20 protein-coding genes and 1 tRNA gene are annotated in these 19344 nt (G+C 41.5%); 12 read left to right on the forward strand and 9 right to left on the reverse strand.

All coding sequences use genetic code 11. The annotated features are described in order from the left end of the window. Positions 1-181 precede the first annotated feature (181 nt). The 5 genes from leuA to RM552_RS13735 all read left to right on the forward strand — a co-directional run bounded on the left by leuA (position 182) and on the right by RM552_RS13735 (position 6185). Positions 182-1735: a 2-isopropylmalate synthase gene (gene leuA / locus RM552_RS13715; protein ID WP_311369427.1), complete on the forward strand. Its 1554-nt coding sequence runs from the start codon at positions 182-184 to the stop codon at positions 1733-1735. After that, positions 1736-2830: a 3-isopropylmalate dehydrogenase gene (gene leuB / locus RM552_RS13720; protein ID WP_311369428.1), complete on the forward strand. Its 1095-nt coding sequence runs from the start codon at positions 1736-1738 to the stop codon at positions 2828-2830. It begins immediately after the preceding gene. A 40-nt stretch (positions 2831-2870) separates the two neighbouring features. Next, complete coding sequence (leuC, locus tag RM552_RS13725; protein WP_311369429.1) at positions 2871-4274, forward strand: 3-isopropylmalate dehydratase large subunit; 1404 nt, start codon at positions 2871-2873, stop codon at positions 4272-4274. A gap of 10 nt (positions 4275-4284) precedes the next feature. Continuing rightward, positions 4285-4884, forward strand: a complete 600-nt coding sequence (gene leuD / locus RM552_RS13730; RefSeq protein WP_311369430.1) for a 3-isopropylmalate dehydratase small subunit — start codon at positions 4285-4287, stop codon at positions 4882-4884. Positions 4885-4985: 101 nt separating this feature from the next. Further along, a complete protein-coding gene (locus tag RM552_RS13735; RefSeq protein ID WP_311369431.1) occupies positions 4986-6185 on the forward strand; it encodes a cyclic di-GMP phosphodiesterase in 1200 nt (399 codons plus the stop codon). A 13-nt stretch (positions 6186-6198) separates the two neighbouring features. On the opposite strand, the gene RM552_RS13740 is transcribed toward RM552_RS13735, so the two are convergent. Together RM552_RS13740 and RM552_RS13745 are read right to left on the reverse strand one after the other, a co-directional pair. After that, complete coding sequence (locus RM552_RS13740; protein WP_311369432.1) at positions 6199-7428, reverse strand: general secretion pathway protein GspB; 1230 nt, start codon at positions 7426-7428, stop codon at positions 6199-6201. Beyond that, on the reverse strand, positions 7421-8344 hold the full coding sequence (locus RM552_RS13745) for an ExeA family protein (RefSeq protein ID WP_311369433.1): 924 nt from the start codon (positions 8342-8344) through the stop codon (positions 7421-7423). Before RM552_RS13745 ends, RM552_RS13740 begins: the two co-directional genes overlap by 8 nt. A gap of 174 nt (positions 8345-8518) precedes the next feature. Between RM552_RS13745 and srmB the strand changes: the two genes are divergently transcribed. From srmB to hemW, 3 genes are read left to right on the forward strand one after another with little or no spacing between them, the layout of a single operon-like run. Next, positions 8519-9748 carry an ATP-dependent RNA helicase SrmB gene (gene srmB, locus RM552_RS13750; protein ID WP_311369434.1) on the forward strand — a complete coding sequence of 410 codons (1230 nt, stop codon included), beginning with the start codon at positions 8519-8521 and terminating at the stop codon, positions 9746-9748. Continuing rightward, positions 9748-10359 carry an XTP/dITP diphosphatase gene (locus RM552_RS13755; protein ID WP_311369435.1) on the forward strand — a complete coding sequence of 204 codons (612 nt, stop codon included), beginning with the start codon at positions 9748-9750 and terminating at the stop codon, positions 10357-10359. Before srmB ends, RM552_RS13755 begins: the two co-directional genes overlap by 1 nt. A gap of 16 nt (positions 10360-10375) precedes the next feature. Continuing rightward, positions 10376-11554 carry a radical SAM family heme chaperone HemW gene (hemW, locus tag RM552_RS13760; protein ID WP_311369436.1) on the forward strand — a complete coding sequence of 393 codons (1179 nt, stop codon included), beginning with the start codon at positions 10376-10378 and terminating at the stop codon, positions 11552-11554. A 290-nt stretch (positions 11555-11844) separates the two neighbouring features. Here hemW and RM552_RS13765 read toward each other — a convergent pair whose 3' ends face one another. From RM552_RS13765 to RM552_RS13795, 7 genes are all read right to left on the reverse strand, one after another. Continuing rightward, positions 11845-12390: an Lcl C-terminal domain-containing protein gene (locus RM552_RS13765; protein ID WP_311369437.1), complete on the reverse strand. Its 546-nt coding sequence runs from the start codon at positions 12388-12390 to the stop codon at positions 11845-11847. Then, positions 12387-14195, reverse strand: coding sequence for an Lcl C-terminal domain-containing protein (locus RM552_RS13770; protein ID WP_311369438.1), 1809 nt, complete (start codon positions 14193-14195; stop codon positions 12387-12389). Before RM552_RS13770 ends, RM552_RS13765 begins: the two co-directional genes overlap by 4 nt. Positions 14196-14297: 102 nt before the next feature. After that, entirely contained in the window at positions 14298-14798 is a 501-nt protein-coding gene (locus RM552_RS13775) for a PAS domain-containing protein (RefSeq protein WP_311369439.1), read from the reverse strand. 1 nt (position 14799) lies between these two features. Next, on the reverse strand, positions 14800-15792 hold the full coding sequence (locus RM552_RS13780; protein WP_311369440.1) for a response regulator: 993 nt from the start codon (positions 15790-15792) through the stop codon (positions 14800-14802). Between the two features lie 81 nt (positions 15793-15873). Then, the gene (locus RM552_RS13785; RefSeq protein ID WP_311369441.1) at positions 15874-16575 is read right to left on the reverse strand and encodes an LrgB family protein; all 702 of its coding nucleotides are present in this window, start codon (positions 16573-16575) and stop codon (positions 15874-15876) included. Positions 16576-16577: 2 nt separating this feature from the next. Then, complete coding sequence (locus RM552_RS13790; RefSeq protein WP_311369556.1) at positions 16578-17015, reverse strand: CidA/LrgA family protein; 438 nt, start codon at positions 17013-17015, stop codon at positions 16578-16580. Next, complete coding sequence (locus RM552_RS13795) at positions 16972-17301, reverse strand: hypothetical protein (protein WP_311369442.1); 330 nt, start codon at positions 17299-17301, stop codon at positions 16972-16974. The genes RM552_RS13790 and RM552_RS13795 overlap by 44 nt, the downstream gene beginning before the upstream one ends. 214 nt (positions 17302-17515) lie before the next feature. Here RM552_RS13795 and RM552_RS13800 point away from each other — a divergent pair. From RM552_RS13800 to RM552_RS13815, 4 genes are all read left to right on the forward strand, one after another. Next, positions 17516-17592 (forward strand) — tRNA-Ile (locus RM552_RS13800). Positions 17593-17678: 86 nt separating this feature from the next. Beyond that, positions 17679-18578, forward strand: coding sequence for a DMT family transporter (locus RM552_RS13805; RefSeq protein WP_311369443.1), 900 nt, complete (start codon positions 17679-17681; stop codon positions 18576-18578). 92 nt (positions 18579-18670) lie between these two features. Next, positions 18671-18904, forward strand: a complete 234-nt coding sequence (locus RM552_RS13810; protein WP_311369444.1) for a type II toxin-antitoxin system Phd/YefM family antitoxin — start codon at positions 18671-18673, stop codon at positions 18902-18904. Beyond that, on the forward strand, positions 18901-19326 hold the full coding sequence (locus tag RM552_RS13815; protein WP_311369445.1) for a type II toxin-antitoxin system VapC family toxin: 426 nt from the start codon (positions 18901-18903) through the stop codon (positions 19324-19326). Before RM552_RS13810 ends, RM552_RS13815 begins: the two co-directional genes overlap by 4 nt. Positions 19327-19344: the final 18 nt, after the last annotated feature.

A 19344-nucleotide genomic window follows, 5' to 3' on the forward strand; every position in this document is an offset into this window, starting at 1 on the left:
AAGTCATAAAAATTACAGCAATACGTCGCCTTGCGCAAAACGTAGTGCCTGTTTTTCAATTCTGCTGCTCTTACCATTATACTCAACAAGGTACGGGTAGCTATAAGCGAATACATACTAAACCCGTGCACCGCACGGGTTTTTTTATGCCATTAATCACAACAGACAAAAAGGTGTCAACATGAATAATCAAGTGATCATTTTCGATACAAGCTTAAGAGACGGTGAACAAGCATTAGCCGCCAGCCTAAGTGTTAAAGAAAAGCTCCAGATCGCTCTCATGCTTGAGCGTTTGGGTGTGGATGTGATTGAAGCAGGGTTTCCGGTGTCTTCGCCAGGTGATTTTGAGTCGGTGCAACTTATTGCTAAAGAAGTCAAAAATGCACGCGTCTGCGGTTTGTCTCGTGCCCTCAAGCCTGATATTGACGCTTGTGGTCAAGCAATGTCGGTTGCCGACGCGTTCCGAATACATACCTTCATCGCAACTTCCGATATTCATGTCGATACTAAATTGCGCAAATCTCAAGATGAAGTCGTAGAAATGGCGGTATCGGCCATAAAACACGCCCGAAAATACACCGATGATGTCGAGTTTTCGTGTGAAGATGCAGGGCGTACTCATATTGACTATTTATGCAGAATGGTAGAGTCAGCCATAAACGCCGGCGCTACCACCGTGAATATTCCTGACACCGTTGGGTATACCATCCCTTCAGAGTTTGGCGGGATTATCCAAAATTTATTTAATCGTGTCCCCAATATAGATAAAGCGATCATATCGGTGCATTGTCATAACGACTTAGGCCTTGCTGTGGCAAACTCGCTAAGTGCGCTTGAACATGGTGCCCGACAAGTGGAATGTACTATTAACGGTATAGGTGAACGTGCCGGTAACTGCTCTTTAGAAGAAATAGTGATGACCTTAAAGACACGCTATCAAAGCCTTGGCTTAAATACGAATATTAATAGTCACGAAATTTCAAAATCGTCAAAGCTTGTCAGTCAATTGTGTAATATGCCCGTACAATCAAATAAGGCCATTGTGGGGGCTAACGCATTTAGTCATTCATCAGGTATTCATCAAGACGGTGTACTTAAAGGCGAAAACACCTACGAAATTATGACCCCGGAAAGCGTTGGGATTAACAAGAATGTACTCAATTTAACCTCTCGTTCTGGTCGTCACGTTATTAAACATCGATTAGCAGAATTAGGCTATGGTGCAGACGAATACGATTTAGACAATATATACACCTCTTTTTTACGACTCGCCGACAAAAAAGGCCAAGTTTTTGATTATGATCTTGAAGCTTTATTGTTTTTTGATCAGCAAAAGCATGAGCAGGCTTATTATAAATTGACTTATTTACATGCTACTTCTGGGCATAAAATAGTGCCTTCGGCGACCGTTTCTATAAAGATGGGCGATAAAGAACTAACCCAAGCCTCCACTGGAAATGGCCCTGTCGATGCTGCCTTTAACGCTATTATCAAAGCTATTGATGGACATAATATTGAAGTTGTGGACTTTAAACTCGACTCAAAAGGTGAAGGCGCTAACGCATTAGCAAGTGTTGGAGTTGTTGTGGAGTATAATGGCCGGCGCTTTAATGGTATTGGCTTAGCAACAGATATTGTCGAAGCAGGTGTGAAAGCCCTGATCTTTGTATTAAATAACACCTATTTGGCTGACCAAATAGACCAACAAAAACAAGAAAAAATTGCTGGAGTTTAAATGAGCAAACATTCTATAGCAGTACTAGCCGGGGACGGCATTGGACCTGAGGTCATGGAGCAAGCTCTGCGGGCACTTTCAGTCGTAAGTAGCAAGTATGACTTTGAACTCGCATACAAAGAATATCCTGTGGGTGGCTTTGCTATCGACACATGTGGCGAGGCTTTACCAAAAGAAACACTCGCCGGTTGTGAGGCTGCAGACGCTATTTTATTTGGGTCTATTGGTGGACCTAAATGGGACACGCTACCCTTAGACTTGCGTCCTGAAAGAGCGGCCTTGCTTAAATTACGCAGTCATTTTGATTTATTCAGTAACTTACGCCCAGCAAAAATTTACGAAAGCCTGGCTCATTTGTCTCCACTAAGGCCTGATATTGCTAAAAACAACGTTGATGTATTAGTGGTTCGCGAATTAACGTCGGGTATTTACTTTGGTCAGCCAAAAGGTATTGAAGGCGAAGGCGAACAAACGAATGCATTTGATACCATGCGATATTCAAAAGCAGAAATTCGGCGCATAGCAAAAACAGCTTTTATTGCCGCCAGCAAACGCAAAAACAAAGTGACGTCAGTGGACAAAGCCAACGTATTGGTTACGAGCCGTCTATGGCGTGAAATAGTCGAAGAAGTAGCGACAGACTACCCAGACATTGAACTAGAACATTTGTATATAGATAACGCAACAATGCAATTGGTAGCTAATCCCGGACAGTTTGATGTAATGCTTTGTTCTAACCTGTTTGGTGATATTGTGTCAGACGAATGCGCCATGATTACCGGCTCAATGGGCCTTTTACCTTCCGCTAGTATTAACGAAGCCGGCTTTGGCATGTTTGAACCTGCTGGTGGTTCAGCACCAGATATAGCAGGTTTAGGTATCGCAAACCCAGTGGCACAAATACTATCGGCCAGTATGATGCTTCGACATAGCCTCAATTTAACTGAAGCTGCGGATTGCATAGACAATGCTGTGCTAAAAACACTCAGTGATGGTGTGCTCACAGGCGAGCTATTGCCCGCAGATCAAAAACAAAATGCGAAAAGTACCCAAGATGTGGGTGATTACATAATAAGTCAATTGTCAGAGCATTAAGTTTGTACTTAACAAGTTAGCTAAACATAAGGAATCAAAAATGCCCGCTACTTTATATGAAAAAATTGTCGATGCTCACTTAATTGACCAAGTAGGGGAAGATATACTGCTTTATATCGATAGGCACTTAATACACGAAGTGACAACCCCACAAGCTTTTGCTGGTTTGGCAGAAAAAAACCGTAAAGTGCGTCGACCTGATCTTACCTTCGGTACCATGGACCATAGTATCTCTACTAAGTCATTGGCCCTAGATGCTTGTGGCCCTCAAAATGAATTGCAATTAAATACACTCGCAACTAATTGCGCGCAACATGGCATTAAACTATATCCCGTAGGACACAAAAACCAGGGGATTGTGCATGTTATAGGACCGCAACTTGGTTTAATCCATCCAGGTATGACAGTTGTATGCGGCGATTCTCATACTGCCACTCATGGCGCGTTTGGTGCTTTGGCATTTGGCATTGGTACCTCGCAAGTTGAGCACGTGTTGGCCTCTCAAACCTTAAAGCAATCGCGTGCCAAAAGCATGAAAGTAGAAGTAAAAGGCGACTTACCTTTAGGATTAACAGCAAAAGATATTATTTTAGCCATTATTGGCAAAATTGGCCATGCAGGTGCTACTGGCCATGTTATTGAGTATTGTGGTGAAGCCATCAGCCAATTGTCGATGGAACAAAGAATGACCATCTGCAATATGAGTATTGAAGCAGGCGCAAAAGCAGGACTTATCGCTCCTGATCAAAAAACTATCGATTATATAAAAGGTAAGGAGTTTGCGCCAAAAAATGAGTATTGGGAACAGGCTGTTGCCTATTGGAATACCCTGTTTTCTGATGACGATGCACAATTCGATACGGTTGTAACTCTGCATGCGAAAGACATAGAACCACAGGTCACTTGGGGGACTAACCCAGGGCAAGTCGTGGGTATTAACCAAACCGTGCCAGAACCAAATGATTATGCCGATAATGTAGTACGCGACTCAGCAAACAAAGCCCTTAAATATATGGACCTTAAACCAGGTCAAGCCCTAAGTGATGTGGCTATTTCACATGTGTTTATTGGCTCTTGTACTAACAGTCGTATAGAAGATTTGCGTGCAGCTGCAAAAATTGCCGAATTAGGCAAGGTTGCTGAAGGCGTTACCGCTATTGTTGTACCTGGCTCTGTTGCGGTAAAAAAACAAGCTGAACAAGAAGCACTCGATCAAATATTCATTCAAGCTGGCTTTGAATGGCGCTTACCGGGGTGTTCAATGTGTTTGGGCATGAACGATGATGTCCTCCAGCCAGGCGATCGTTGTGCCTCAACCAGCAACCGAAACTTCGAAGGAAGACAGGGTCGCGGCGCCCGCACCCACCTAGTAAGCCCAGAAATGGCAGCGGCTGCCGCTATTCATGGCAAATTTGCCGACGTTAGACAACTAGCAAAGTCTTGAGGAGACCAAAATGACAGGAATTAACACTATAAGCGGAACTGCCGCTCCTTTAGATCAAGCAAATATAGATACAGACCAAATTATTCCTAAACAGTTTTTGACTGGTGTGACGCGCTCTGGCTATGGCATAAATCTATTTCATGATTGGCGGTATTTACCTGGCCCAGAAAAAAAGCCCGACCCTGATTTTCCATTAAATGATGCCAAATTTAAAGGCGCTAGTATTCTACTCACACGCGAAAACTTTGGCTGTGGCTCTAGCCGAGAACATGCTCCTTGGGCACTTGCTGATTATGGTTTTAGAGCCATAATCGCAACTAGCTTTGCTGATATTTTTTATGGCAATAGTATTAATAATCAACTCCTACCAATATGTTTAAATAATGCACAAATTGACCAGCTGATAGCTAAGGTCAATGCCAATGCAAACTCTGATATATATATAGATTTGCCTACTCAACAAGTGACTTGCGAAGAGTTGAGTTTTAATTTTGACATTGCGCCTCATCATAAAAATAATTTGTTAAAAGGGTTGGATGCTATTGGACAAACCCTTGAGTTAGACAATAAAATTAGTGCTTATGAAAATAATCGTCCTCAATGGTTATAATTTTTCTTTAATTTAGAAAGTTACGGTCGATAAAATATTACCTAAGACGATGCTGACTTTAGTTAGCATCTATCTGCTTTGTCTTTCAAACAAGTGTAAAAATGATAAAGAATATTTCTATCGAAGAACTCTCCCTTGGTATGTATATCATTGGAATAAAAACCAGTAACGGAAACCTAGGTGTTAAGAAAAAAGGGATTTTAAAATCTGAATCCACCATACAATCATTAAAAAGCGCGGGCGTAGAATTTGTAGAAGTCGACATCGCTAAAAGTAATCGTGCCGAGCAACAAATACTAGAAAAACTAACTCACTGCGATAGTACAGAACATAATACAAGCACAAACATTGACGAACACTATTCAATAAAAAAAATAGAAAGAGCCGAAAAACTTTATGCAAAAACTTTTGATGTCAAGGCTCAATTTATCAAAGAATTAACAACTGGAAACAAACCTGATTTTTCTGCATTAAGTAATGCTTCGCAAGATATTTGTATAGACATACATAATAATGAAAATGCATTGAGTTGCTTAGTCATGTTGCAAGAATCGAGTAACTATCTAATTGAACGCTGCGTAAAAACGTCTATGCTCCTGTGTTTATTTGCCAAGCAGATGGGCTTTGATCAAGAAAAAATTGAAAATGTTACGATGTCGGGACTTTTGATGGACTGCGGAATGTCTTTATTACCCAAAGAGATAGTCGGGCCAGGGGCAAAACTCAATGCTAGTGACGATGTACTATTGCGCACGCATATAGACATTGGCTACGAAATTGCTGAGCGATTTAGTGATTTGCCCGAAATGCTACTCGATATTATAAGCAACCATCATGAACGCGCCGACGGTAGCGGATACCCGAAACAAAAGCTAAAACAAGATATTAGTTTAGTCGCGCAAATGGCAGGTTTAGTAGATGCTTACTTAGACTGCTTATATGGCACAAACAAACAACAAAAAATGCGCCCACAACAAGCGCTAGACATGCTATTGAGCAATCAATGTCATGCCCATGAACTTATTAACGAGTTTATTATTGCGCTAGGAGTGTATCCAGTAGGTTCACTTGTTTGTTTGCAAAGTAATCGTATTGCAATGGTATTATTCAAAAACAAAACAGACCCTCTGTTACCAAAGGTAATGGTGTTTTATGACGTAAAAAACCAAAGCTATTGCTCGCCAGAAGAAATTGATTTAGCCACTCAGCAAGACGATCCCATCATTGATAGTGTTAACCCTGAGGTATTCGATTTAGACTTATCTAGGTTCTTAAAAAGCGCATTTACTCTGCCTAATTAATTAGCCTTTAATATTACCAATCTGATAACGCATTCATGGTAAATGTTTGGCCTTTAAACTCGAGCACTACTATTTCTGGTTCGATGCCTTTTAGCGTGACGCCATCACCAATGATCTCGCCTTCACCTAATCGACGACCATTCACTCGCACCCATCTGTCTATTGAGTTAGACGAATACATATGTGCACTAAAACTCATCGCAGGCATTTGTGTTAGCGTGGCAGCTGACAGCTGATCAATGCGCGGTAAATCACTTGTTTCGACTTGCTCATTTGCCGATGCAGAAGCAGCTTGCTCATCTCGTTCTTGATTATCAACCTCTTGAATGGCTTGTTGCAACCGGCGCATTAATTCAGCATCACTTAGATTGTTGCCTGACCCCTCATTTGAATTGCCAGAATCTTGCCGATCAGTATTCGAAGAATCGAGAGTGTTCGCGTCTTGCGAGCTTGCAGGTGCTTGATACCCGAGTACTTGTTGACCTTCTTCTAACACCACTCCTTGAAAGGTATTAATTTGCACATCATCAGTGTTGGTGTCACTGGTGGGAGCAGCGCTCTCATTTGCTAGCCCATTATTGCTGGCGTCATTAGTGCTCAGGTTATTGCTGTTTTCTAGGGATATCCCTTGCTCTGCATCCGTACCTGAAATTGGTTCATCAATCGATAGATTTGTAGATGCAAGCTTATTTGAATCTTCGCTTTCAGTTATGTCACTGGTACTAGTCTGACTTGACGCGTCATCTACAATGGTAGTTGGTTTATTGTTCGCTGCTTCGATTGCATTTATTGTAAGGGCCTCGCTTTGATTACCATTTAAATAAACCAGAGGTAATGTGACTATAAACCAGCCAATTGTTAAGCCCAAAACCAGCAAGCCTAAAACGATTGAATAAGGTTTACCATATAAAGCCCATTTGGATGGCATTTGATCCACAGCGGGCAAAAACAAACTGCGATGAAACTGTTGCGACAATTGACGATCTACATCTTCTATTTGTTTATTGGAAGCCACTAAACGCTGTGTAGCTGTAGGCGAATCTTCTTGTGCTTCATCATCAATGCCTAAGCTCTGCGCTAAATCAACTTCAAGCTCCTCAACCCCCATCTCAACCAAGCCTTTGATCATATCTGGCGAGCGGATAATACCTACTTTTCTTATTCTTACAGGCCCCGACTGACGAACAACTTGGGTTACCATCATGCCAGGAACAAGCTCTTCAACATTGAGAGTTTTAAGCATGAAGTCCTCCTGCATAGCCAGCAGCAATAGCCCCTAAAACAACAGCGGTAATAAACACACCGATGTAAATGGGTCGCCAATACTGCTGTTGACGCTGCACGACTATTTCGTCTCCCAGCACTTGAAAACTAGCAGATACAATAATTTGATAATTAACAAAAGGTTTTTGTAATGAGTAACCTAAGCTAAGCGCTCTGTCGCAAAGCAAATTTATTACGCGGGGAATGCCCCCACTAATGGTAAATAGCTCTGACAAAGCCGACTTATTGAAACAGCTCGCAACGCCACCTGCAACCGTCCATCGGTGTTCTACATATTGCGCAACTTCTTGCTGTGTTAAGGGCAATAAATGATAGCGCGCGGTAACTCGTTGAGCTAATTGGCGCAGTTCATTACGGCGTAATAACTGTTGCAGTTCGGGTTGCCCAATCAAAACAACCTTTAGTAATTTTTCGGTGTTTGTTTCTAAGTTAGTTAACAAACGCAATTGCTCTAATACTTCTGGCAATAAATGCTGAGCTTCGTCAATTAATAGAACCGTATTAATCCCGTTTTCATGATTACTTGCAAGTTTAGCCAGTATTTTATCGGTAAAGGTTTTTAGGCTAGCGCTTTCTGCTTGATAACGAATACCCAGTTCATCGCATACGGTGGCCAATAGTTCTAGGGCCGACAACGTTGGATTTAGAATCACTGCCATTTGTGTGTCGTCACCTAATTCTTGCATGAGCTTGCGAGATACAGTTGTTTTACCGGTGCCAACTTCACCGGTTAACATGACAAATCCACCAGTTTCGTTTAACCCAAAGGTTAAGTGTGCAAGTGCTTGCTTATGGCGAGTGCTCATAAACAAATAATCAGGGTTTGGTGCTATAGAGAATGGATTATCTACCAATCCATAGTAATTTAAATACACGTGTTTATTCTTCTAATGTGGTTTGAATGTTTACGCTTGTTAAGCAATAAGTACCTTTATTATGGCTCTAAATTAACATGATTCAACACAAGGGTAAATTATGATTATTATGCGCCGCAACAATAAGGTAAACTTGGAGCCATAAATGATTTATTTAATACAAGGCAACTACAATTGAGCAGTTTTGAAGCATTAGAGCTTGATGATGACCTCGTCGCCGCTGCGCATAAGATGGGATACTTGCAGCCTACCAGCATACAAGCATTAGTGATACCTGATGCAATGGATGGAGCTGATATTATGGCCAGTGCGCCCACTGGCACAGGGAAAACAGCAGCTTTTATTCTGCCGCTTTGCCAATACCTATTGGATTATCCAAACAAGAGTAAATTGTCGGCACGAGCATTAGTATTGGTGCCTACACGCGAACTCGCAGTCCAAGTGTATGAACAAGCTAAATTATTGTGTCAATTTACCCAATTGAGCTGCGGCGTTATTACCGGCGGCATCAACTATGGTACCGACAAAGAAACCCTGACAAATAAGGTTGATATTTTAATCGCGACCCCTGGGCGTTTACTTGAACATATTCAAAATGAAAGCTTTGATTGTAGAGACATAGAATCATTAGTACTAGATGAAGCTGACCGTATGTTAGACATGGGTTTTTCGACGGTTGTTAATCAAATAGCCGAAGAAGCGAAGTGGCGTAAACAAACGATGTTATTTTCTGCCACACTCGAAGGTAAAGGTGTGCGCAATTTTGCTCGTGATATTCTCAAAGATCCTAAAGAGCACGATGCGGTGCCATCGCGCAAAGAGAAAGCTAAAACCTTACAGTGGTATCACTTGTGCGATTCCATGGCACATAAAACAGCATTATTAGAATATCATTTAAGCCATACTGTTGACTCTTGTATTGTGTTTGTTAAGACCAGAGAGCGCTTGCATGCCTTAAAGGACCATTTGTTTAGCGAAGGTTATAAAGTGGCTTATTTGCAAGGCGAAATGCCACAGGACAAACGACTTGCAGCACTAACTAGCTTCAGAAATAAAGAAGTAAACATATTGGTTGCAACCGATGTTGCCGCTCGTGGTATTGATGTACCCGACGTATCCCATGTGATTAATTTTGATATGCCCAGAAGCGCTGATGTTTACGTGCATCGAATAGGTCGAACGGGCCGAGCTGGCGCAAAAGGTTTAGCCATTTCATTAATAGAAGCGCACGATTATCGGTGGGTAGACAAAATTGCCAGATATACTAAAGAAAGCTTTAAGTCACGCGTGATTGAAAGTTTAAAACCGCAAAATAAAGCGCCTACGCTGAATAAAAAAAAGAAGCCCAAAAAAAAGGGGCGTCCGAAAAACAAAGCCGTGGCAAAAAAGCGAAAAGGTAAGTAATGCTAGCTTCTAACATGCAAAAAATTGTTTTAGCCACCGGCAACAAAGGCAAAGTAAAAGAGTTTTCCGAATTATTTGCCGACTACCAAATAGACATTGCACCCCAATCAGAATTTGAAGTGCCCGATGTACCTGAAACTGGCACTACATTTGTTGAAAATGCCATCATTAAAGCGCGGCATGCCGCTACATTAACCGGTTTGCCTGCTATTGCCGACGACAGCGGGTTAGTGGTGGATGCATTAAATGGCGAACCGGGGATTTACTCTGCTCGCTATGCAGGAGAGCATGGTAACGATGGGGCAAATTCGCATAAAGTATTAGCTGCTCTACAAGGCAATCCATTGCGTACAGCAAAGTTTTTGTGTGTACTGGTGTTTATGCGCAATGCCAGCGACCCAAGCCCCGTCATTTGCCAAGGTGAATGGCACGGCAGCATAGCGCATGCTCCCTGCGGTGAAGGAGGCTTTGGATATGACCCAATTTTTTATGTGCCCGAGCACAATGCGACGGCAGCAGAGCTAGGTAAGGACATTAAAAACACTATTAGTCATCGTGGTCAGGCACTTAAGTTGTTAATGCAAAGCATGCAAGATTTAAAGCTTATATAATGGTCAGCCCACAGCTATGAATGGCATACCACTAGCCCTGTATATTCATGTTCCATGGTGTGTTCAAAAGTGCCCATACTGCGATTTTAATTCTCATCAGTTAAAAGGGGCGATTCCAGAAAAAGAATATATTGCTCATTTATTGGCAGATCTAGAGCAAGATATCCCGCTAATTACGCATAATGGGATTATCCGCGAGGTTAATAGCATTTTTATTGGTGGCGGCACGCCAAGTTTATTAAGCGTTGATGCCATGCATACTCTTCTGCATGAAATTGGCAAACGCATTCCCATAGCAGGCAATGCTGAAATTACCATGGAAGCTAATCCCGGAACAGTTGAAGCAGCCAAATTCATTGGTTTTAAGCAAGCGGGAATAAACCGTATTTCTATGGGTATACAGAGCTTTCAGCAACAGCATTTAAGTATATTGGGACGTATCCACGATAGTCAGCAGTCACATAATGCCATTGGCTACGCAAAAGAATTAGGTTTAAATTCTTTTAACACCGACATTATGCATGGTTTGCCGGCGCAATCATTGAGCAACGCGCTTGATGATTTAAGCCAAGCGATGTCTCATCAACCCCCGCATATCTCTTGGTATCAGCTCACTATAGAACCCAATACACTCTTCTATTCAAAACCACCAAGCCTACCGCCAGACGATTTACTCTGGGATATTCAAACTGAAGGCCAAACAAAACTGGCAAGCAAGGGCTATCGACAATACGAGGTATCAGCGTACGCAAAAGAGGGGCACCAGTGTCAGCACAATCTTAATTATTGGCGCTATGGTGACTATTTGGGTATTGGTTGTGGCGCACATGGTAAAATTACCCAAACAAATTCTGACACTGGCAAAAACAAAATGGGTATTCATAAAATAATCCGCACTGTCAAAACAAAGCATCCCAAAGGTTATATGAATATCGCTAAACCCTACTTATATGAGAGCTCTAAAGTAGAAGACAGCGACTTATGTTTTGAGTTTTTTATGAATCGTTTTAGGTTAGTAGAGCCCTGCCCTATAGTTGAATTTGAGCGTTATACTGGTCGAGCCCTTTACGCCAGCGAATTAGGCAAACTCAAAGGTTTAGCAGAGCGAGATTTGCTCATTTACACTGACACACATTGGCAAGTAAGTGAGCTTGGTAAACGCTATTTAAATAGTTTGCTAGAAGTATTTGTCTAAGGACACTTTAATCATTATCGCGACGACGCAATGCTGTTTGATTAGGCGAACCGTGTTTCCTGCTAAGACATAACGCTGTTCGATTAGGCGAATCGTCTTTCCTGCGGAGACATAATGCTGTTCGATTAGGCGAATCGTCTTTCCTGCGGAAGCAGGAATCTGCTTCTTACTACCTTTTGCATTCCATAAATGGAGGATCTTTAAGGAGATCTCAGCTTCCGCTGAGATGGCTGTTGAAGTAAAACCTTTACCCGATCCGCATTGCGTCAGCACCTTGGCAAACAGCGCAGCTATTCAGTCGCCAATCGCGAACGAACCAAGCGAACAAACAAACTACTATTTGTGGGCAACAAAGATTGACTAGCATTAGTATAAGTAATTGACCACGCCATATCGGTTGTTTTTACTGACGGTGTTGAAGTCCAAAAAGCATCAGGTGGAGTGTTGGGAAATACTTCTTCATTGATAGCAGGTCTAACACATGCACGCTCACTTATTACTGCGAGCTCCTTTATATTGGGTAATCGCCAACTTGGTAAGTTTGCAGTACTGTCGATGTTCACTTGGATGCTACTAACAAGTGCTTGCTGCCAACTTAAAGACCTTGATTCGCCAGTACATGTGGTGCCATCAAATGTTTGGCCGATGGAACAACGCATAAAAACCAAATTGCTCGGAATATGCCACACATTTCCGCTATCCAAAATAGTAAATTCTTCAGAATCTGTGGTTGGGGAAATATCACTAGCACATACTGCGGTTTGCGCTATGACCTTGATAGAGCTTAAGGTAAAAAGCATGAGTACGAGAATGACTTTGAAGCTTACTTTTTTCATCGACCTGCCCTCACTAAAATTGCCCGTAAAGCTTGTGATTTAAGCAAAAAACCGTCTTCACCTGAGCTGAAGTCTATCGCCCATGCATTTTGTGCCTGGTCGTTACTTATGCCGTCGGCGCTTGCTTGTGATGTCCAATACCAAAGCTCTGAGGTTTGCATACCTCCACCTGCAGTAGTCGCGGCCATCTGCGGAAAATAAATATCGTCAACCATCGCCCCCTCTTTTTTCCCGTAATGGATTATTGACTGCAATTCTTCGGGGCTAGGCAGACGCCAATCAAAAAATCCACATAAACCCTGAGTATTTATCGCGTCGATGTATTCTTTGGTATTGCATTGACCGCTGTCGATATTACAAGAGGCACTATTGGCATTTATCTCACCATTAAATCCTCCGGTGTTTTCTTCAAAATACCACGTAAATAACTGATTACTTTGATTTAAATCGCTATTTTGCTGATCATTAGGGTCGACCGAAATGCTTTGATTGAAAGTTTGGCTTTGCCAAATCAAACCGGTAATATTATCTCGAATACAGCTAGCGTTTTGAACATCATCGACTGGATTACCATTGCCATCTAAACTGCTAAAATCAAAACCTTGCTGTCCACTACCCACTTTATTTAAGACTTGCTCTATGGATTGCCGGTCGGCACCATAATCGGCGTCTTGGCCGGCATAAATTGACTGGTAGTCTTCTCCAATTAGCCCCGCTTGGGCAAAATCAAGTACGCCAGTATCATTAAGCCGCGGCGTAATAGCCGGGAATATTTGTGCGCTCGTCGTGCCCAATACAGTATTTCTGAAACTGTCAGTCACGCTTGCTTGGATAGTTATTTCAGTAGTTGCATTTGATTGACTTGTATTGGTCGCGACCGCGAAGGTGTCAAAGTTTGCATTGTCATTAATGTGAATATTCATATTGGTGGCAGATACATCTTGCCAAAGCACGGTAAAAGGGTCAGCAGCGCTCGACAAACTAGTTGCATTCGCTTTGAGTACAACACGCTCACCCACAAAAACATTATTGATTGCTGCCACCGTGACTTCAGGTTTTGTTTGACTTTCTGCAAGCAAGTTTATGCTAAAGTCGATAGAGTTTGTGGCGTTTTCTTGGTCGGTAACGGTGAGTCTAAAAACGGCTTCTTGGCTCGTGTCTAATGAAGGAGCAGTAAGCGAAAGCGTTGCCAAATTGCTATTTATGCCAGCTATTAAATTTGGACCGGTAATTTGTTGCCACAAAAAGCCTTTTATCGCCGCTTGCCCATCAGGTGTATCAGCATCACTGCTGGCGCTACCATCCAAAACAATTGAGCTGGTAACTGGAAAACTAGCAATATCATAATTTGGTATTTGATTGACACTGACGATTGCCGTTGGATCTAAATTAACCGGACTAACCGTCAGTATGAAGGTGTCAGACTGCTGATTATTCGCACTATCGGTGGCGATTAAGCTTATTTCGAAATCGCTTTGTTGAGTCAAAATAGGGGCAGTTAAAGTTGCATTTGTGACGCTAGTATCAGGGTGGTCTATGCTTATTTCAGAGGATGCTTGCCATGTGTAAGTGATTGCGCCATTGCCGCCACTACTACCGCCAAAAATAGCGACACTTTCTTGTTCATTCAACGAAATATTGGCGCCTGCATTAACAATTATGGGATCAACGGGAGCTGATGGTGGCGTAATTTCTTCGCCGTTATCCGAACCACCACCGCCACAGCCGGTCAAGATGAGCATAGTGAGCGCCACTAAACAAATGAATTTCCAATATTTAAATACAAAATAAATATGTTCACGCATAGCTAATTTAAAAACCTTTCCTCATCACAACATTCATACCTGTTGTTAAAGAGATAGCAAAAGCTATACCAAATTTATAAGTTGTGAAGAGAAAATAATTGCCTAAAAGTTTGCTCTTTCATTTATCTCATTTTGTGAGACTTGTAAGGATAATAACTGTTTTTTAGCGGTCGCTGCATCAGTCATGTCGTAAATCATCATGCATACATGTTCTACCGAGCCAGTTGCCGATACCAATGGAGAAAAAACCAAATTTTGATACATATATGGAGCATTGCTGGTAATAGGTCGGTAATTTCTGAACTTAAAAAGATAAGGTCGCTGTTCCCAAGTCACAAAAGCACGCGTTGCTAAATGGAACACAGGGTAGGTTTTGTTCGTTATCCACTTTTTGTTGATACTTGGAAACAAAGAAAATAGCGATTGATCTCTTGCATCCGAAGGCAGTAAGCCGGAGTGCGCTTCCATAAAGCCATTCCAGACTTTAATTTCAAATTTACGATTGAAAACCACAATCCCCACATCCACTGTCTGGATCATGTCCATCATCCAATGAAATTCTAATAATTCTTCAACCACTTCATTTTTGATTGTTTTGGTCATTTTAATCTTCCATCAAATGCGCTAATTTTGCGTTCATCATACCCATTGATTCTTCAGTAAATAACAAAACTAAGTCACATTGAATATTAAATCCTTCTAAGCCATAACTGACTTCGATAGCTAAGGTCTTCTTCCACGAATTTTTATTTGCTTTAATCAATTCTTGCACGCTTTGATGTTGCCCTAACACAACCGGATGGCCTTGTCTGAATTTCATATCGAGTTGGTTTGCAATACCTGCTAAACAAGTGCCAATTAATAAGCTAGCAGCATCCATTAGCATTTCGAGCTGCAATCTGTCGTCAATTTCGCCTTCTACTTTTAAAATCTTTGCGACATCGGCAAAGCTAGAATCGCTCAATATAAATAAAGCCTCACCGCTTATACCATCGCCTAAAAAACCTTGGCAAACCCCTGAGGTACTTTCGGTATCGGCTAAATCCGACAACATCATATGAAGTTCTGATACTTCTATTAAATTCACGTTTGGAATAGGCAATTGCACAAACACGTCCATTACTCGCGACAAGTGGTCACCTGCCTGCCCCATGGCAACATTGACAACTTCTTGGTAGCAATCTCTTACTAACTCATCAAGCTCGCTTGCTAGCGCTGGTGTTTGTGGTTCTTGACTAAAAAGACTATGCTTGTGCAATATGCCGGTTAATTCTTCTGCACTAACCGGTTTTTGAATAAAATCTATTGCATCGAGTGCTAGTACGCGAGTTTTTGCTTGTTCCTGTATATCCCCTGAAATAACAATCGTCTTTATGGGCAAGTTTTGTTCTTTAATCGCTTTTAACGTACCGTAGCCATCTAACACGGGCATGTTCAAATCGAGCAGCAACACGTCACCCTTTCCATCTTTAATTGCGCTGAGTGCTTCTTCACCGTGTTTAGCAAAGTGCACCGAAGCTTCTATGTCTTGGGGCAAACATTTTGCAACCTGCTTTCTAGCCACTAGCGAATCGTCACAAATCAGCACAGATATCATTAAAGAAAATTCTCCGGTAAGCGAGGTATTAAAGGTATATAAAGGTATCGGAGAATTGGCTTGTTTCTTTAGGGTAAAACCCTAGGTAAATAGAAGTGGCAATACGATGCTCGTAACCATACCATTAATGCACAAGGCTAAGGTTGAGAAAGCAGCACATTGTTCGCTAATACTAATAGCACGCGCAGTGCCAATTGCATGACTTATACTGCCCATTGCTAGCCCTTGCGCTGCCTCGTTGTTTACCTTGATAATCCGAAATATAGAAGGCCCAACAATTGCGCCCACAATGCCAGTACTTACTACTAACACCGCGGCAAGAGCTGGCAATCCGCCAATTGAATGTGCGGTATCCATGGCCAATGGTGCGGTAATAGATTTCACCAAAATAGTCATTTGTAAATCCAGAGGGGCATCTAGTAAATACAAACTCGTCCATGAAAGCAATGGAGCGATTATCCCCGCAACAATGACTGGTAATAATACCCGCCAATTCATTTGTAGTAGCACTTTCAATTGTGAGTAAAGCGGGATGGCCAGTGCGACAGTGGCAGGCCCGAGTAACATGCTTAACACCTGTGTATTGGTTTGAAACTGCGTTAATGACTGGTCAAACAAATAAAGTAGACTAATTAAAAGTGACGCAGTAAGAATTAAAGGGTGTAGCAAAGCTAAACGATTGCAAACGTCATAAATGCGCAAACTGATAAAGTAAAAAACCACGCTGGTTAATGTCCAAAGCAGTGCTGGTAGGCTTATAAATTCACTTAAGTAGCCCAACATAATTAGGAAGTACTTTCAGAAGAAGGTTTTTTGCGGGGATTTAACGCATACAACAACTTTTGACTCAACCAAGCAGTAATCGCTAAGCTCAACATAGTACTAACAATCACTGCTCCAAAAATGGCATAGGCGTTAGCCAAAATCACATCAAAATATTCTATAATCGCGACAATTGCGGGAACAAAAAAAAGCGACATGTGCTTAGTGAGTGACTTGCCTACTTTATCGATAGGTTTGGGCACACATTGTAAGCTAATAAAAACAAGGAATATGCCTAATATCCCCAATAATGCAGGAGGCGTGCGCAGTGAAAATAGATTACTTATATAAACCGCAACAGAAAAAACACTAACAAGAATAAGCAGGCCAACAAGAGCCTGGCCTATATTACTTAAATTAAAATGTGCTCTCTTGATGGGTAGTAACGAAATAGTTCGAATCCTTTTTTGTGTAGTCTATTTTATACTCTTTGTTATTCAGAGTCTGCACAAAAAGTAAGCTTTTAAAATCACCAAAGTTGTCAGATGACGCAATATCGACGATACAAACGTCCATGCGTTTTGCTTCTAATTTATTTTTGGGTACGGGTCCCTTATACTCTTCGATTCCGTTATGCATAATTAAAAGCACCGGATCTTGACGGCTATTCACAAGCACTAAATCTACTTTGCGCGTTTTATGAATGATTGTGTTACGACCACTTAAAATATACGGATCTTCTTTCATACTTTCTTTTCAACCTTTGTCGTTGGTCCACTTGCCGATGCATTGCTCAGCAAAGTCATTAATTCACTTCTATAGTGGTTGACGGCAGAAACTCGCCAAACTTTAATTTAAGCAAGGACTTAAGGTGTAAATTTGTATAAAAATCGAAAAAAATAGCTAAAGCGCTAATGACATTACATCAAAAACTATTTATACTGCGCTCCGCTTCATATGTGGCCCGTTAGCTCAGTTGGTTAGAGCACCCGACTCATAATCGGTAGGTCCCCTGTTCAAGTCAGGGACGGGCCACCATTTTTACGCTATCAAAAAATACCTAGCTTTTTACCTTTCAAGCTATCAAAATACTCGGCATCAAGCATCACCATTCGGATCGCCTTTTGTTTTCCTCTAACACTTTTCTATTTTTAATTTGCACATTGGTGTGGGGCTCAACTTGGATAGCGGTTACTTACCAAGTGGGCGAAATGCATGTGATGCTCTCTGTCGCCTTACGATTTGCGATAGCAGCGCTTATTATCGGTGGCATTTGTGTTGTAAAAGGGATCACACTTAGGGTAGATATACGGCTTCACAAATGGTTTTTCTTGGCCGGTATTTTGCTCTATACCTTAGATTACTCTTTTTTATATGCCGCCCAAGCACATATGATTAGCGCCCTATTGGCAGTGCTCAGCAGCAGTGTTATCTATTTTAATGTGGTGCTTAGGCGCTTAATAATGGGTGTGCCAATGCGCTTAGAGGTTGTGCTGGGCGCAACGATAGGGTTAATCGGTATTGTACTAATATTTTTGCCCGAGTTTGAAGCATTTAGTCTACAACAAGGCATTATTGTAGGTTTATTGTTTGCTACCGCTTCGTTTTTATCAGCAGCACTTGGCAACGTAGTATCTGAAAAAATACTGCAGGGGCCTGTTAGGGTGATGCAAATGAATTTTTGGTGTATGTCTTATGGTGTGGTAATTACAAGCTGTATCGCATTTTTGAGCGGGGCCAGTGTAAGCTTGCCTTCAAACACTTCTTATTATGCCTCCTTGTTGTATTTAAGTGTGTTTGGCTCTGTTATCGCCTTTGGTGCTTATATGCGTTTATTAAAGCAGATTGGCTCTGATAAATCCGCTTATGTCGTTTTAGTTTACCCAATTGTCGCGCTCGCTATTTCAACAGTTTTTGAAGGCTATCAATGGACTTATTTGGCCGTAATAGGCGTGTTTATTGTGCTAATAGGTAACGCAATTGCTATGGGTAAACTTAACTCGCTTTTGAGCATCAAGGCTTAGTTTCAAAGTAAGCCTTCTTCTTTTCTATTCGTAGTAATTCTCCCTTGCAAGTTACAACCAGTCTATTAAACCAGTCTAATAAGGAGGGTGTTATGAACACTGAAATTGGCGCTTACGACGCAAAAACAAAATTGCCTGAATTACTTAGAAGGGCTGAACGCGGTGAAAGTTTTACGATCACCAACAGAGGTAAACCTGTAGCGCAAATAGTGCCTGTGCAAGAAGAAAAAGCGACAGAGCAGATTATCAATGAAATACAAGAGCTTCGGGGTCAGTATTTAACAAGTAATGAGTTGAGAGCTTACAAAGAAGATGGTAAAAAATGATGCGATTCATATTAGATACTTCTGTGTGTATGTGTTGGTTGTTACCTACTGAGAAAGCAAAAGATCAAGACTACGCCGCTAGAGTTCTTACATCCTTGAATAATAATAGCGCACTGGTGCCTAATTTATGGCACTTAGAAGTCGCGAATGTATTTCTCAATGCAGTGTGTAAATCTGGTCTTGAAAATAGCCTCGCTAAAACCTTTATGCAAAAATTACAGTTGCTGCCCATTAGCACCGACAATACTACAAACATTCACGCCTTTGGTGATACCTACAATTTAGCCACACAATATAAATTAAGCAGTTACGATGCTGCTTATCTCGAATTAGCAGCACGACATAGTATTCCTCTAGCAACCCTCGATAAAAACCTAATGAAAGCATGTAAAAGTCATGGAGTAGCGCTTTATCATGCTTAAACTAGGTCATTTAAAGAC

The sequence above is a fragment of the Glaciecola petra genome, assembly GCF_031846345.1.
GTDB classification, from domain to species: domain Bacteria; phylum Pseudomonadota; class Gammaproteobacteria; order Enterobacterales; family Alteromonadaceae; genus Glaciecola; species Glaciecola petra.